Genomic DNA, 14,495 nt, shown 5'->3' on the forward strand with positions numbered 1-14,495 from the left:
ACGCTGCGCCAGCCATGTCGATATTTCAATTGAGTGACAGCGCGAAAGGCGCGACGTTCGAGCCTGGGGCGGTATAACCCAAGATATAATCATAAAAAAATGACAGGAGCGGTCTAGGTATGACGGAAACGCTGAATGGCAGGCATGTCGTGGTGACGGGCGGCACTGGGGCGCTCGGCGGCGCGGTTGTCGGCAGACTGCTGGAGCAGGGCGCGATCTGCCACGTGCCAAATGCCCACGCGGCGGCCCCGCCGCATTTTCCTTATGCAGCCCATGCCAGCGTGCATCTGGCGCATAATGTCGACCTGTCGGATTCGGCCAAGGTCGAGGCCTTCTACCATCAGGTTCCCGAGCTCTGGGCCTCGATCCACCTTGCCGGCGGCTTCACCATGGCGCCGGTCGAAAAGATCGAGTCGGCCTCCTTCGCCGAGATGATGGACACCAACGCACGCACGGCTTTCCTGTGCAGCCGCGCCGCGGTGCGCTCGATGCTGGACTCCAACACGGCCGGCCGCATCGTCAACGTCACCGCGCGCGCCGGACTCGATCCGAGGCGCGGCTCCGGCATGGTCGCCTATGCCGCAAGCAAGGCGGCGGTCGCGGCGATGACGGTGGCCATGGCCGAGGAGTTGAAGGGCAAGGGCATCCTCGTCAATGCCGTGGCACCCTCGACGCTCGACACGCCCGCCAACCGCGCCGACATGCCCGATGCCGATTTCGCCAAATGGGTCAGCCTGGAGGCCGCGGCGGAAGCGATCGCCTACCTCGCCTCGCCCGCCAACCTGGCGATGAGCGGTACGCTGGTGCCGCTCTACGGCCGCGCCTGACCGCATAGAAATCCAGGCAATAGAAAAACCCCGCCGGATCGCTCCGGCGGGGTTTTTGTTGTCATCAAAGGGCTTACGCAATTCCGACGGAAAGCCGCAAACGGCTTTCCCGGAAGGCTTTAGTTGCCCTGCTTCTTCAGCGCGGCGCCCAGAATGTCGCCCAGCGAAGCGCCGGAGTCGGTCGAGCCGTACTGAGCGACCGCTTCCTTCTCCTCGGCGATTTCCAGCGCCTTGATCGAGACCTGCAGCTTGCGGGTCTTCTTGTCGAACGCGATGACGCGGGCATCGACCTTCTGGCCGACGGTGAAGCGCTCGGGGCGCTGCTCGTCGCGGTCGCGCGAAAGGTCCGAACGCTTGATGAAGGTCTCGATGCCGCTGTCGACCAGCCGCACGTCCAGACCGCCATCCTTCACGCCGATGACCTCGCAGGTGACGACGGCGTTCTTGCGCAGCTCGCCGCTGCTGGCCGCCTCGCCGACTGTGTCGCGGGCCAGCTGCTTGATGCCGAGCGAGATGCGCTCCTTCTCGATGTCGACGTCGAGCACCTGCGCCTTGACCATGTCGCCGCGATTGTACTCTTCGATGACCTGCTCGCCCGGACGGGTCCAGTCGAGGTCGGAGAGATGCACCATGCCGTCCACGTCGCCTTCCAGGCCGATGAACAGGCCGAACTCGGTCTTGTTCTTGACCTCGCCCTCGACCTGGCTGCCGACCGGATGGCTCGAGGCGAAAGCCTGCCACGGGTTTTCCAGCGTCTGCTTGAGGCCGAGCGAGATGCGGCGCTTGGCCGGATCGACCTCGAGCACCACCACGTCGACTTCCTGCGTCGTCGACAGGATCTTGCCGGGATGCACGTTCTTCTTCGTCCACGACATTTCCGAAACGTGGATGAGGCCCTCGATGCCCGGCTCCAGCTCGACGAACGCGCCGTAGTCGGTGATGTTGGTGACGGTGCCCTTGATCTTCTTGCCGATCGGGAACTTGGTGCCGATATCCGACCACGGATCCGACTCGAGCTGCTTCATGCCGAGCGAGATGCGGTGGGTTTCCTGGTTGATGCGGATGATCTGCACCTTGACCGTCTGGCCGATGTTGAGGATCTCGGTCGGATGGTTGACGCGGCGCCAGGCCATGTCGGTGACATGCAGCAGGCCGTCGATGCCGCCGAGGTCGACGAACGCACCGTAGTCGGTGATGTTCTTGACCACGCCTTCGACCACCTGGCCTTCCTCGAGGTTCTGCACGATTTCCGAGCGCTGTTCGGCGCGGCTCTCTTCGAGCACGGTGCGGCGCGACACCACGATGTTGCCGCGGCGGCGATCCATCTTGAGGATCTCGAAGGGCTGCGGGTTGTGCATCAGCGGGGTGACATCGCGGATCGGGCGGATATCGACCTGGCTGCGCGGCAGGAACGCCACGGCGCCGTCGAGGTCGACGGTGAAGCCGCCCTTGACCTGGTTGAAGATGACGCCTTCGACGCGCTCACCCTTGGTGAACTTCTCTTCGAGACGCACCCAGCTCTCCTCGCGGCGAGCCTTCTCGCGCGACAGCATGGCTTCGCCAAGCGCGTTTTCGATGCGCTCGACATAGACCTCGACGGTGTCGCCGACCTTGAGGGAGGATTCCTTGCCCTTGGCGCCGAATTCCTTCAGCGGCACGCGGCCTTCGACCTTGAGGCCGACATCGATGATGGCCATGTCCTTTTCGATCGCGGTGATCGTGCCCCGGACAACCTGGCCCTCGCCGGAATGGCCGGCGGTGAATGATTCTTCGAGCATGCTCGCGAAATCGTCGCGAGACGGATTAGCTACTGACATTGTTTCTCCTGGAATACCCCGGTCTTCAAGCGGGGCGGGCGCCGTGGGTTAGCGTTGCGTGAGCCTGCCGGCGTTCCGGGCTGAAAGCCCTTGGCCGCTGTTCAGGCGGCAAGTCCGGCGCATGAAGAATGCTGGCAGGCTGGTTCGTGCCCGATATGGGTATTTTCGCCGCCAGCGGCAATCGAAAAACCTGATCAGGCCTTGTTTCTCTTGGCAAGGACGTCGTCAACGATCGCCATCGCCGCCAGAAACGCGGCTTCTATAGCCATTTCGCTGGTATCAAGCAAGTGCGCGTCTGCCGCCGGCTTCAGCGGCGAGTCGGCGCGGCCCATGTCGCGCTCGTCGCGGCGCTCGATATCGGCAAGGATGGTGGCGAAATCGGCGCTGCCGCCCATGCTCTCGATCTCGGCCAGCCGGCGCCTGGCGCGCACTTCGGCGCTTGCCGTGACATAGAGCTTGATGTCGGCGTCCGGGCACACCACCGTGCCGATGTCGCGGCCGTCGAGCACAGCACCGGGCGGCGCCTTGGCGAAGGCCCGCTGCTTCTCCACCAGGATGCGCCGCACGGTCGGAATGACCGCGACCTTGGAGGCCGCCTCGCCTACCGCATGCGCGGCCAGCACGGTGCGGTCGAGGTTGGAGAGGTCCACCTGACGCGCAGCGGTTTCCGCCGCCGAGACATTGTCGAGCGGCAGGCCGAGTTCGAGCAGCTTGTGAGCGACCGCGCGATAGGTGAGGCCGGTGTCGAGCAGGTTCAGCCGGTAGTGGTCGGAAAGCCGGCGCGCGAGTGTGCCCTTGCCGGCACCGGCAGGCCCGTCGATGGCGATGGTGAAGGGGGTGCTCATTGGACGGGCACAGCGATCGGAAGACGCGCTGAATAAGACGGACGCCGCGATCCTTCGCGCCCCTCTCTGTCCTGCCGGACATCTCCCCCTCTAGGGGGGAGATCAGCCGTCATCGCGGCTTTCGCCGATTGTCTGTGTTGCAGGATTGAGCGGAACGCCAAAGCCGCCAATCTCCCCCCTTGAGGGGGAGATGTCCGGCAGGACAGAGGGGGGTGCTGTCCCGCCAGCCTTTCAGTTTGGGCCAATCTCATTGACCTCACCCAATCTCCGCGCCCAGCCCCTTCATCAGCCCCATGAATTCCGGAAAGCTCGTCGCGATCATGTTGGCGTCGTCGATCGTCACCGGCTTCTCGGTGGCTAGGCCCATCACCAGAAAACTCATGGCGATGCGGTGGTCGAGATGCGTCTTCACCGCCGTATCGGGGCCGTTGGGATGTGCGCCAAGTCCCTTGCCGCCCGGCCTGCCGCGCACGGCGAGCGAGGCTTCGCCCTCGGTGCAGTCGACGCCGTTGAGCTCCAGGCCCCGAGCCACCGCCGCCAGACGGTCGGATTCCTTGACGCGCAATTCCTCCAGTCCCTGCATCAGCGTCTCACCCTCGGCGAAGCTCGCGGCGACGGCCAACACCGGATACTCGTCGATCATCGACGGTGCGCGGTCGGGCGGCACGATGACGCCCCTTAGGTCGGAGGAGCGCACGCGCAGGTCCGCCACGTCCTCGCCGCCGGCATTGCGCGGATTGAGGATGTCGATATGGCCGCCCATTTCCTGCAAGGTCAGCAGCAGCCCGGTGCGGGTCGGGTTCATCAGCACGTTCTCGATGACGATGTCCGAGCCCGGCACGATCAGCGCCGCGACCAGCGGGAAGCTGGCGGAGGAAGGGTCGCCGGGCACGGCGATCGTCTGTCCGGTGAGCTTGCCCTGGCCTTCGATGAAGATGTGGCGCACGCCGCGCTCATCCGTCTCGACGCTCAGGTTGGCGCCGAACCCCTTCAGCATCTTTTCGGTATGATCGCGCGTCATCACGGGTTCGATCACCGTGGTGATGCCGGGCGTGTTCAAGCCGGCAAGCAGCACCGCCGACTTCACCTGGGCGGATGCCATCGGCACGCGATAGGTGATGGGCGCTGCATGCTTCGGGCCGCGCAGCGTGATCGGCATGCGGTCGCCGGGAGCGGCCTTCAGCACCTGCACGCCCATCTGGCGCAGCGGGTCGAGCACGCGGCCCATCGGCCGGCCGGAAAGCGAGGCGTCGCCGATGAAGGTCGTCTCCATGTCATAGGTGCCGACGAGCCCCATGGTGAGACGCGAGCCGGTGCCGGCATTGCCGAAGTCGAGCGGGCTTTCGGGCTGCAGCAACGCGCCGTTGCCGGTGCCGCGGATCACCCATTCGCCGCCGTTCTTTTCGATATGCGCGCCCATCGCCTTCATGGCGGCGCCCGTGCGCATCACGTCCTCGCCTTCGAGCAGGCCGGTGATGCGGGTTTCGCCGGAGGCAAGGCCGCCGAACATGAACGAGCGGTGCGAGATCGATTTGTCGCCCGGCACGCGCGCGGTGCCGGCAAGGGCAGGGGATTTGCGGGCCGTGGCCGGCTTAGCGGCGGCGGAGTGAGACATCCTTGTCTTCCAAATGAAATGCCGGCTGGCCGGCTCGGTTCGTCATGCTGCGGCGGTCTCGTATCACGGTGCGTTGCAATGGTCATCCCCTTGTGCGAGGCCTTCGAATACGAGCATTTTACAATGCCGGCTTTTGGCTTTGACAGCGCTCAAAACTGCGGTTATGGGGACCACTCTTTTATTGACGAGGCCTGCTGTGGCAAAAGCTGAACTTGGCACCAAGCGTGTCGACCCCGAAACGGGTCGGAAATTCTACGATCTCAACAAAGACCCGATCGTCTCGCCCTATACCGGCAAGAGCTATCCCCGCTCCTATTTCGAGGAAGGCAAGATTTCCGCCCTCGAGGAAGATGAGGAAGTCGCCGAGAAGGAAGTGGACGCCGACGAAGAGGAAGGCGCCGAAGTCGTCTCGCTCGAGGAGGCCGATGACGAAGTGAAGGGCGGCGCCGACGAGCTTCCAGATCTTGGTGACGATGAAGAGGATGTCGATCTCGGCGACGATGAGGACGACACCTTCCTGGCCGACGAAGAGGAAGAGGACGATGACGTCGCCGATATGATCGGCGTCGGCGACGACGATGACGAAGTCTGAGTTCGTTTGCCGGCCATTTTGGCCTGTGACGAAAAAGCGGCTTTTCAAGGCTTGATCTTGACCGAAGGCGGCGCTAGAAGCCGCCAGCACTAAACGACGGCGCGGTTCCCAACCGCGCCGGATCTCTTCGCCGGAAACGGCGCCGGCCGACTGCCGGGAGTGGGGCCATAGCTCAGTTGGGAGAGCGCTTGAATGGCATTCAAGAGGTCGTCGGTTCGATTCCGATTGGCTCCACCAAACAGTCCTTCCTGAAATTGCTCTAACCGCGCTGGGCGCGGGTTCTGGCTGCTTTGCGCGCTGCAGCCGATCGTCCGGCGGCGCCTTTGGTCTGCGCGGCCTTCCTTGCCGCCGCCGACTGCTCTTCGGCTGTGCGACCAGCTGCGGCGCTCTTGGCCTGCTTCGACAGAGCCTTGTGGGAGGCGGTGCTCTTCGGCTCGCCCTCAAGCACCTTCGACACCGCCTTCGAGACCTTCGGCTGGCGCTTCGGCTTCCGTTCGCCCTGGCCTGCCTCGTAAGCATATTTGGCGCTCTTGCGCGTGCTCTCCTTCACATCGCCTTTCTTCGGAGGCGGCAGGTCGACGCCCGCGCGGCGCGCCTCCGAAAGGCCGATGGCGATCGCCTGTTTGGTGGAGCGGGCGCCATGCTTGCCCTTGCGGACTTTGTCGATTTCCGCGTGAACGAATTCACCGGCCTGCGTGCTTGCCGACTTGCCTTCGCGCTTGTCCTCGCGCGCCTTTTCAATGGTTTTCTTGTCCGGCATTGTCTTTCTCCTCGTTCGAACGGGGGCATGATCGAATGCCGACAGGATGCGTCGGATCGCGCATCAGCGGCTTTCATATGTGCCGACGAGGTCGGCAGTGGCGATCATATGGGGCTCCGCCTGGGCCAGAAGATTCGCGATTTCCGGTTCTCCGCCGGGTTCCAGCGCCTCAACGTCGAGTGCCGAAAGGCGGAAGTGATAGTGGTGAACGCCGTGTCCTTTTGGCGGCTGGGGGCCGTCGTAATGGGCATTGCCGAAGTCGTTGACGCCTTGGCGGAAACTTTCCGGCCCGGCGGTGCCTTCAGGCAGGTGGTCCCGGCCGGCGGCAATGTCATAGACCGCCCAATGGCGAAACATGCCGCGTGGCGCATCGGGATCCTCGACGACAAGCAGGAAGCTTTTGGTCCCGGCTGGCGCGTTCTTCCACCGAAGGGGAGGAGACAGATTGCCTCCGTTGCGGACATAGGGCTCGGGAATGGTCTGCCCGTTTTCAAAGGCTGGACTCTCAAGCGTGAAAGCCATGGCTGGAACTCCGTGCTCTTATCGCGTTCTTCTCGAGAGATCCGCGAACGATCTTTGCTTGGATTGGTGGAGCGCAATCGCCGCTGGTTTCCTGGGAACGCGGGGCATTGGCGGGGGTTCCAGAATCATGCCCTCCGCGACGGAGCGTCGATGGATGCTTGCAGTCGAGATATCGTCCCTGGGAAAGCCGCTCCAACGGAAGCGAACGCAGGTCCTATTCGGCGAAACAAGCGCCCGAGGAAATCCCTATGCCGGTGGCCGCAACTAGGCTAAGGCTTCCTGTCGGAGGGATGCTTATGAGAGTTCCGGTTTTGGGTGGGAAACTGGTAGAGGAACGGGTTCAATCTGGACTGCTTGCGCGGCCAAACAGTCTCTTGCCGATGTTTTGCATTGCGGTCGCGCTTGCCGCTTGTCAATCGACTCCAGACACACAGCCTGTTGCTGACCCGCAACCTGTCCCGGCCGCCATTGCTGCTCCCGCTCCGGCTTCGCCGAATTCGGCTGTGCTGGATCAGGCGGTCGCGGTCGTTCCGCCCGGCAAGGGCGTTCCGGCCAGATACGCCGCATTCTCCGGTATTTGGGCGGGGCAGCTCAACGGCATGTATGACGGCAAGCTGGCTGTGCTGACCGTGTCTTCGGGCGGGCAGGTGACGGCCAGCTACGCTTGGGGCGATCTGGCTGACAACAAGCCGGGCGTCGCCGACGGCTCCGGCAGGATTTCCGGCAACACATTGAAGCTCGGGCGCTTGCCGAACGGCGCCGACATCACCGCCACGATGCCGTCGCCGGGAATGCTCAACGTCACCTACGCGCTTGCCGGCCAGACCTATACCGGCTCGTTCGCGCGGATCGGCCAGTGAGCAAAGTCAGTCGCTAAGAACTCCACTCGCTAAGATCAGGATTGAAGCCGGTCCTCGATGATCCGCACGCACATCGGCGTTCCGACCTCGTCGCTCTCGGCAAGCTTCTGTACGGCGAGCGTCGCCTCGTCGAAGCCGTAGACGCTGCGCCCTGGAAGTAGGGCGCCTCGCGATCGGGGCTGCCAACAAAGGCAAGACAGGCGCTTTGCATCGATCTTCCCTGGCGTCGCCGGCGGCTCCTCCGCTGGTGCCGGCCTTGCGAAAATTTCGCCGATCGTCGCTTGCAAGGGAATCCCATATGTGAAAATATTATTCACAAAAGAAAACTTTGGGAGGAAAGCGACCATGCATCTCGCCATCCGGCATCGCGCCCGGAACCGCTTTGCAGGCTGCGCCGGAAGCTCCCGGAGAGGATCATGAGCGCATTCTCGCCGACCGTCGGTGTCGCCTCGACGCATCCCGCCGACATGCCTGAGGCGCATGCCGAAATCCCTGTCTGGAATTCGGAAAACTGGTTCTACGAGGACTGGCAGGTCGGCCACCAAATCCGCTCGCTTCGCCGCACCATCGCCGAGGGCGAAAGCCATATGTTCAATGCGTTGGTGCTGGATATCCATCCTTACGTGCAGGACCAGATGTTCGCCGAGAAGGAAGGTATCTTCGGCAAGCGGCTGGTGGCGGGCGCCTTCGTCTTCTCGGCCGGGCTCGGCCTGGTCGCCACCAACTGCATCAACGCCTTTTCCTATGGCTACGACAGACTGCGCTTCATCAAGCCGGTCTTCATCGGCGACACCATCTATTCGATCCGCACCAACCTCGACAAAAAGCCGCGCTACCAGGATATGGGCCTGATCCGCGCCAGCTATGAAGTCTTCAAGGGTGAAGGAGAGCTGGTGCTCTACTGCGAGCATCTGCAGACGGTGAAATACAAGAACCCCGCCGATTTTGTCGGCAAGACCGAGAAGTGAATCGTGGCCGCTGACAACGAACTTCCGCTGACCGGCCTCGTCGTCATCGACATGAGCCAGTTCCTGTCGGGACCCTACTGCTCGCTGCGCCTGCTCGACCTCGGCGCGCGCGTCATCAAGATCGAGCGGCCCGATGGCGGCGACCTGTCGCGCCGGCTCTATCTCAGCGACACCGAGATCGGCGGCGATTCCACCATTTTCCACGCCATCAACCGCGGCAAGGAAAGCCTTGCCATCGATTTGAAGAACGAAGCCGACCTCGCCGCGCTGCGCGGTGTGATCGCCAAGGCCGACGTGCTTATCCAGAACTTCCGGCCGGGCGTCATCGAGCGGCTCGGCCTCGACTATGAGCGTGTCAGCACGATCAATCCCCGGCTCGTCTATGCCTCGATCAGCGGTTATGGCGAGGAAGGGCCATGGGTGAAGCGCCCTGGGCAGGATCTGCTCGCGCAGGCTCGTTCCGGCGTGATGTGGCTGAACGGCGACGAGGAGCAGGGACCGGTGCCGTTCGGCCTGGCGATCGCCGACATGCTGGCGGGCGCCGCCTGCGCCCAAGGCATCCTCGCCAAGCTGGTGCGGCGCGGCATCACGGGCGAGGGCGGCCTTGTCGAAACCAGCCTGCTCGAGGCGCTGGTCGATTTCCAGTTCGAGGTGCTGACCACGCATCTCAACGACGGCCGCCGCCTGCCGAAGCGCTCGTCCTCCCGCAGCGCCCATGCCTATCTCTCGGCGCCTTACGGCGTCTATCCGGCCAAGGACGGCTACCTGGCGATTGCCATGACGCCGATCCCGAAGATAGCCGACCTGCTCGAATTGCCCGAGCTAGACCCTTTCCGCGACAAGCCGGAGACCTGGTTCACCGCCCGCGACGAGATCAAGGCGATCATCGCCAGGCGCATCGCCGAGAAGACCATCGACGAGTGGCTGGCGGTCCTCGAGCCCGCCGACGTCTGGTGCGCCAAGGTGCTGACCTGGCCGGAATTGATGGCGAGCGATGGCTTCAAGACTCTCGACATGCTGCAGACCGTGACACGCGAGGACAACGTGTCGATCCTCACCACGCGTTCGCCGCTGCGCGTCGACGGCGCGCGCGCCAAAGTCGATCGCGCCGCCCCTCGGATCGGCGAGCACAGCGAGAAAATCCGCGCGGAGTTCGGCCTGTGATCCGGTTGAAAGGCATGACCTGGAACCATCCGCGCGGCTACGACCCGATGGTGGCATGCTCGGCGCTGTGGAAGGAAAGGACCGGCGTCTCGATCGAATGGGAAAAGCGCTCGCTGCAGGATTTCGAATCCTTCCCGGTGGAAGAGCTCGCCCGCGCCTATGATTTGATCGTCATCGACCACCCGCATGTCGGCCAGATCACCGCCGAGAAATGCCTTGCGCCGCTCGATGTGCCCGGACGCGAGGCGGAACGCGAAGCGCTGGCTGCGGCAAGCGTCGGCCAATCCTATCCGAGCTATACCTGGCAGGGCCGGCAATGGGCTTTCCCGATCGACGCCGCGACCCAGGTGCAGGCCTGGCGGCCCGATCTGATCGAAGCTGCGCCGGCGATCTGGACCGAAGTGCTGGCGCTTGCCGAGCAGGGCCGCGTGCTCTTGCCGCTGCGGCCGCCGCATTCGCTGATGTGCTTCTACACTTTGGCCGCCGATCTCGGCCGGCCATGCATAGTCGACGGTTCGGCCGACCTTGTCGACGGCGAGACCGGCGAAACCGTCTTGGAGATGCTGCGTGAGATCGCAGCACTTGTCGATCCCGCATGCCTGACGATGGATCCGATCGCCGTCTTCGAGAAGATGGCCAAGCCCGGCTCGCGCATCGCCTGCGCACCGCTGATCTATGGCTATGTTTCCTATGCAGTGGCGGGTTTCCGCCCGCACCGCCTCGCCTTCGCCGACATGCCGGTCGCCAGCGGCAACGGCCCGGTCGGCTCGGCGCTTGGCGGCACCGGCATTGCCGTCTCCGCCTTTTCCGCCCAGCGCCAGGCGGCAATCGACTTCGCCTACTGGATCGCCAGCGGCGACGTGCAGCGCGGCCCTTATGCCGCCGCTGGCGGCCAGCCCGGCCACGCCGCAGCCTGGGAAGATGATGCCGTCAACGCCCCGACCGGCGACTTCTATCGCGCTACGCGGGCGACACTCGAGGGCGCCTGGGTCCGCCCGCGCCATGACGGCTACATGGCCTTCCAGCAGCAGGCCTCGGACCGCATCAATGACGGCCTTGCCGGCCGGCAGGACGCCCGCTGCGTCGTCGCCGATATCAACCGCCTGTTCCGGGAGAGTTTCGCGCCGGCCGCCGCCGGCTAGATGTGCCGATCGCCGCCGCGACGCTCGGCGAGCTTGACGTCTATATCCGCCACAACCGGCGCGCATTGCCCGAGAGCAGGCAGGTCCGCTCTGAATCGCTTGCACCGGCCAGCAGCGCATGCGTGGCGGCGATCCAGGTCGTCAGCCCGCCGCCCAACGTGCAGACCGGCCAGTCGCTGCCCCAGATCACTCGGTCCCAGCCGAAGCACCGGATCGTGTGCTCGACATAGGGCCGGAGCGTCTCGACCGTCCACGTCGCCGGATCGGCATAGGCGACGACGCCGGAAATCTTGCCGACGACGTTGGGCCGCTTGGCAATTGCTTCCATATGCTCTCGCCACGGATGCTCGGCATTGCCCTTGATGTCGGGCACGCCGCAATGGTCAAGAACGAACTGGACGTCGGGCGCGAGGTCGGCAAGCGCCATTGCCTTTGGGATCTGATGCGGCAGCACCACAAGATCGAATGTCAGGCCAGTGCCGGCCAGCCGCTTGATGTTCTGGCGAAACAGCGCGCCTTCCGAGACATCGTCGGGAACGACATGCAGCACGCGGCGGAAACCCTTGACGAACGGCTCCGCCTTGACCGTTTCCAGATAAGCCTCGAAACCGGCCTCCTCGGGCCGGCAGGAGGCGATCGCTCCGCGAAGCAGGCTGCCCGCCTGGCCGGCGATCGACTTCACATGCGCCGTCTCGGCGGCGACGTCGGCGGAATCTACGTCGACCTCCATATGCAACACGGCTTCAATGCCTGAGCGCCGCGCGTCGGCGGCGTATTCCTCATAGGAGAAATCGCGGTTCAGCGCCGGCACGCCGGCCAGCCACGGATAGCGAAGCGCGCCCTGGTCTATGAGGTGCAGATGCGTGTCGATGATCATGGCGGCGTATCCTCCGTGGCCTGGAGAATGATCCTGAAAAGTTGCAGACTTTTCGGATAAGATCATGCTCCAAAAAACAAAGCGTTAGGACGGGATGACCGGCTGCTTTGGGTTCATCCCGCTCCAGGACACTATTTCGCCGAAAAATCTATTATTCAAATAAGAAATTACGACGATTGTGGCACATCCGACCCGGCGAGCTGCGAGAGCCTTGCCGCTGCATCCTGCAGATGCCGGATCGTTAGGGTGATGTCCGGCGCCGTGGGCGCGTTGACCAAGGTGATGTAGGGAATGGTCAGCGCCGCGATGGCTCTGCCGTCCGGCCCCAGCACCGGCGTCGAAAGATTGTAGACGCCGGCGGTCTGCAGCGACGCCATCATCTCGTAGCCGCGGTCGCGCACCTGGTCGAGGCGGGCGAAGAATTCCGGCGTCAGATTGAGATGCTCGGTGCTCTGTAGATGCTCGGCGATCATCATCTTGCGCTCTTCGGGCGAGCGGAAGGCAAGCAGCACATGGCCGGAACCAGTGTCGAACAAGCTGATATGCGAGCCGACGCGGATCGAGATGCCCCAATAGCGCGGCGCTTCCTGCTGCGCGATGACCACGGCGGCGCCGCGGTCGAACACCACCAACTGGTTGGCCTGCGATGAGGTTTCGGCCAGCTCCCGCATGATCGGCGTCGCATAGGACACCAGCCGGCGAACCGGTGCGTGCAATTGCGCGAGGCCGAAGAGCTTGAGCGTCAGCGAGTAACGGTCGCCGTCGATCTTGGTGACATAGCCGCGCCGCACCAGGCGGTCGAGCATGCGGTAGAACTCGTTCGGGCTGCGGTCGAGCCGCTTTGCGATCTCCGCCTGCGTCAGCCCACCGTCCACGCTGGACAACAACTCAAGAATATCCAGCCCCTTGTCCAGCGCCGGCGCGCGGTAGCGGTCCCCGTCTTCTTCCTCTGCCACCCGTCCCTCCAGTGAATTTCGATCTGCATATATGCATGAACTTCATTCCGCTGGAAGCACATTCGCCTTGACCCGGGAATGAAAATGCTATTTGCATATGAATGAAGCTTAAGCGATCGGTCGCGCACCCGGCGGATCGTCGCCGCGAGCCCATGGGAGGAGAACATGACGAGACTGGTTCTAGGCATTTCCGCCGGCCTGGCTGGCCTGCTGCTCGGCGGCACGGCTTTTTCGGCCGATCTGCCCGGCAAATTTCCGGGCGTGACGATCGACGTGAAGCTGATCGGCGGCCAGCAATATGAAAAGCTCTACGAGCGCATCCCCGAATGGGAGAAGGCGACCGGCGCCAAGGTCAACATCCTGACCAAGAAGAACGGCTTCGATATCGACAAGGAGCTGAAGTCCGACATCGCCTCGGGCAGCACCAACTGGTGCGTCGGCTGGAACCATTCTTCCTTCGCGCCGCAATATACCGGCCTTTACACCGACCTCAGCAAGCTCTTGCCGAAGGAAGAGATCGACGCTTTCGTGCCCTCGACGATCAAGGCCGCGACCATCGACGGCAAGCTCGAGATGCTGCCGCGCGCGCAGTTCGACGTCTCGGCGCTCTATTACCAGAAGAGCCTCTACGAGAACGCCGACAACAAGACCAAGTTCAAGGCCAAATACGGCTACGACCTTGCGCCGCCCGACACCTGGAAGGAAGTGACCGACCAGGCCGAGTTCTTTGCCAACCCACCCAATTTCTACGGCACGCAGTTCGCCGGCAAGGAAGAGGCGATCAACGGCCGCTTCTATGAGATGGTGGTCGCCGAGGGCGGCGAATATCTCGACAAGGATGGCAAGCCCGTCTTCAACTCCGAGGCCGGTATCCGTGCGCTGGACTGGTTCGTCAATCTTTACAAGGCCAAGGCTGTGCCGGCCGGCACCACCAACTATCTCTGGGACGATCTCGGCCAGGGCTTTGCCTCGGGCACCGTGGCGATCAACCTCGACTGGCCGGGCTGGGCCGGCTTCTTCAACGACCCGAAGTCCTCGAAGGTCGCCGGCAATGTCGGCGTGAAGGTCGCGCCCAAGGGGTCTTCCGGCAAGCGCACCGGGTGGTCGGGTTTCCATGGCTTCTCAGTGACCGAGAACTGCCCGAACAAGGAAGCCGCCGCCTCTCTGGCGTGGTGGCTGACCAATGAGGACAGCCAGAAGCTGGAAGCCGCCGCCGGCCCGCTGCCGACCCGCACCGCGGTTTGGGACTGGGACCTGAAGCAGGCTGAGAACGATCCCTACAAGAAGGAGGTCCTCGCCGCCTTCCAGGAGGAAGCCAAGCACGCCTTCGCCGTGCCGCAGACGCCTGAGTGGATCGAGATCTCCAACGCCGTCTACCCCGAACTGCAGGCGGCGATCCTTGGCGACAAGACGTCCAAGCAGGCCCTGGACGAGGCGGCCGCCAAGGCGACGCAGATCCTTCAGGACGCCGGCAAGCTCTAAGCAGCGCTCCCAAGGCTGCCTCCCCCATCGTGAATGGGGGAGGCGACAGCGTCTTGTCTGACTTTCCG

15 protein-coding genes and 1 tRNA gene are annotated in these 14,495 nt (G+C 63.7%); 8 read left to right on the forward strand and 8 right to left on the reverse strand.

The features are described from left to right. Positions 1–119 precede the first annotated feature (119 nt). Entirely contained in the window at positions 120–827 is a 708-nt protein-coding gene (locus LB515_RS09615; protein WP_095769360.1) for an SDR family NAD(P)-dependent oxidoreductase, read from the forward strand. 119 nt (positions 828–946) lie between these two features. Here LB515_RS09615 and rpsA read toward each other — a convergent pair whose 3' ends face one another. The 3 genes from rpsA to aroA all read right to left on the reverse strand — a co-directional run bounded on the left by rpsA (position 947) and on the right by aroA (position 5,104). Continuing rightward, a complete protein-coding gene (rpsA, locus tag LB515_RS09620) occupies positions 947–2,644 on the reverse strand; it encodes a 30S ribosomal protein S1 (protein ID WP_095769359.1) in 1,698 nt (565 codons plus the stop codon). Positions 2,645–2,838: 194 nt separating this feature from the next. Beyond that, complete coding sequence (gene cmk / locus LB515_RS09625; protein ID WP_224545355.1) at positions 2,839–3,489, reverse strand: (d)CMP kinase; 651 nt, start codon at positions 3,487–3,489, stop codon at positions 2,839–2,841. 256 nt (positions 3,490–3,745) lie between these two features. Continuing rightward, positions 3,746–5,104, reverse strand: coding sequence for a 3-phosphoshikimate 1-carboxyvinyltransferase (aroA, locus tag LB515_RS09630; protein WP_224707552.1), 1,359 nt, complete (start codon positions 5,102–5,104; stop codon positions 3,746–3,748). A 196-nt stretch (positions 5,105–5,300) separates the two neighbouring features. On the opposite strand from aroA, the gene LB515_RS09635 reads away from it, so the two are divergent. Both LB515_RS09635 and LB515_RS09640 read left to right on the forward strand, forming a co-directional pair. Continuing rightward, complete coding sequence (locus LB515_RS09635) at positions 5,301–5,696, forward strand: TIGR02300 family protein (protein ID WP_224707553.1); 396 nt, start codon at positions 5,301–5,303, stop codon at positions 5,694–5,696. Between the two features lie 161 nt (positions 5,697–5,857). After that, positions 5,858–5,933: transfer RNA gene (locus LB515_RS09640), tRNA-Ala, on the forward strand. A gap of 22 nt (positions 5,934–5,955) precedes the next feature. Here the strand turns inward: LB515_RS09640 and LB515_RS09645 are convergent. Together LB515_RS09645 and LB515_RS09650 are read right to left on the reverse strand one after the other, a co-directional pair. Continuing rightward, a complete protein-coding gene (locus tag LB515_RS09645; protein ID WP_224638091.1) occupies positions 5,956–6,456 on the reverse strand; it encodes a DUF6496 domain-containing protein in 501 nt (166 codons plus the stop codon). Positions 6,457–6,519: 63 nt separating this feature from the next. Beyond that, positions 6,520–6,978 (reverse strand): YbhB/YbcL family Raf kinase inhibitor-like protein, encoded by a 459-nt coding sequence (locus tag LB515_RS09650; protein ID WP_224707554.1) that lies wholly within the window; start codon positions 6,976–6,978, stop codon positions 6,520–6,522. 503 nt (positions 6,979–7,481) lie between these two features. Here LB515_RS09650 and LB515_RS09655 point away from each other — a divergent pair. Next, a complete protein-coding gene (locus LB515_RS09655) occupies positions 7,482–7,838 on the forward strand; it encodes a hypothetical protein (protein WP_224707555.1) in 357 nt (118 codons plus the stop codon). Positions 7,839–7,873: 35 nt separating this feature from the next. Here LB515_RS09655 and LB515_RS09660 read toward each other — a convergent pair whose 3' ends face one another. Then, complete coding sequence (locus LB515_RS09660) at positions 7,874–8,185, reverse strand: hypothetical protein (protein ID WP_224707556.1); 312 nt, start codon at positions 8,183–8,185, stop codon at positions 7,874–7,876. A 69-nt stretch (positions 8,186–8,254) separates the two neighbouring features. Here LB515_RS09660 and LB515_RS09665 point away from each other — a divergent pair, with 69 nt between their 5' ends. From LB515_RS09665 to LB515_RS09675, 3 genes are read left to right on the forward strand one after another with little or no spacing between them, the layout of a single operon-like run. Further along, positions 8,255–8,806: a MaoC family dehydratase gene (locus LB515_RS09665; protein ID WP_224602356.1), complete on the forward strand. Its 552-nt coding sequence runs from the start codon at positions 8,255–8,257 to the stop codon at positions 8,804–8,806. A 3-nt stretch (positions 8,807–8,809) separates the two neighbouring features. Continuing rightward, a complete protein-coding gene (locus LB515_RS09670; protein ID WP_224707557.1) occupies positions 8,810–9,970 on the forward strand; it encodes a CaiB/BaiF CoA transferase family protein in 1,161 nt (386 codons plus the stop codon). A gap of 14 nt (positions 9,971–9,984) precedes the next feature. Then, a complete protein-coding gene (locus tag LB515_RS09675; protein WP_224707720.1) occupies positions 9,985–11,112 on the forward strand; it encodes an extracellular solute-binding protein in 1,128 nt (375 codons plus the stop codon). 40 nt (positions 11,113–11,152) lie between these two features. On the opposite strand, the gene LB515_RS09680 is transcribed toward LB515_RS09675, so the two are convergent. Together LB515_RS09680 and LB515_RS09685 are read right to left on the reverse strand one after the other, a co-directional pair. Continuing rightward, entirely contained in the window at positions 11,153–11,989 is an 837-nt protein-coding gene (locus tag LB515_RS09680; RefSeq protein ID WP_224707558.1) for an amidohydrolase family protein, read from the reverse strand. A 167-nt stretch (positions 11,990–12,156) separates the two neighbouring features. Further along, the gene (locus tag LB515_RS09685) at positions 12,157–12,945 is read right to left on the reverse strand and encodes an IclR family transcriptional regulator (protein WP_095769349.1); all 789 of its coding nucleotides are present in this window, start codon (positions 12,943–12,945) and stop codon (positions 12,157–12,159) included. 165 nt (positions 12,946–13,110) lie between these two features. Here LB515_RS09685 and LB515_RS09690 point away from each other — a divergent pair, with 165 nt between their 5' ends. Next, complete coding sequence (locus tag LB515_RS09690; protein ID WP_224707559.1) at positions 13,111–14,427, forward strand: ABC transporter substrate-binding protein; 1,317 nt, start codon at positions 13,111–13,113, stop codon at positions 14,425–14,427. Positions 14,428–14,495 lie beyond the last annotated feature (68 nt).

This window comes from Mesorhizobium sp. CA15 (assembly GCF_020165215.1).
In the GTDB taxonomy this organism is placed as follows: Bacteria; Pseudomonadota; Alphaproteobacteria; order Rhizobiales; family Rhizobiaceae; genus Mesorhizobium.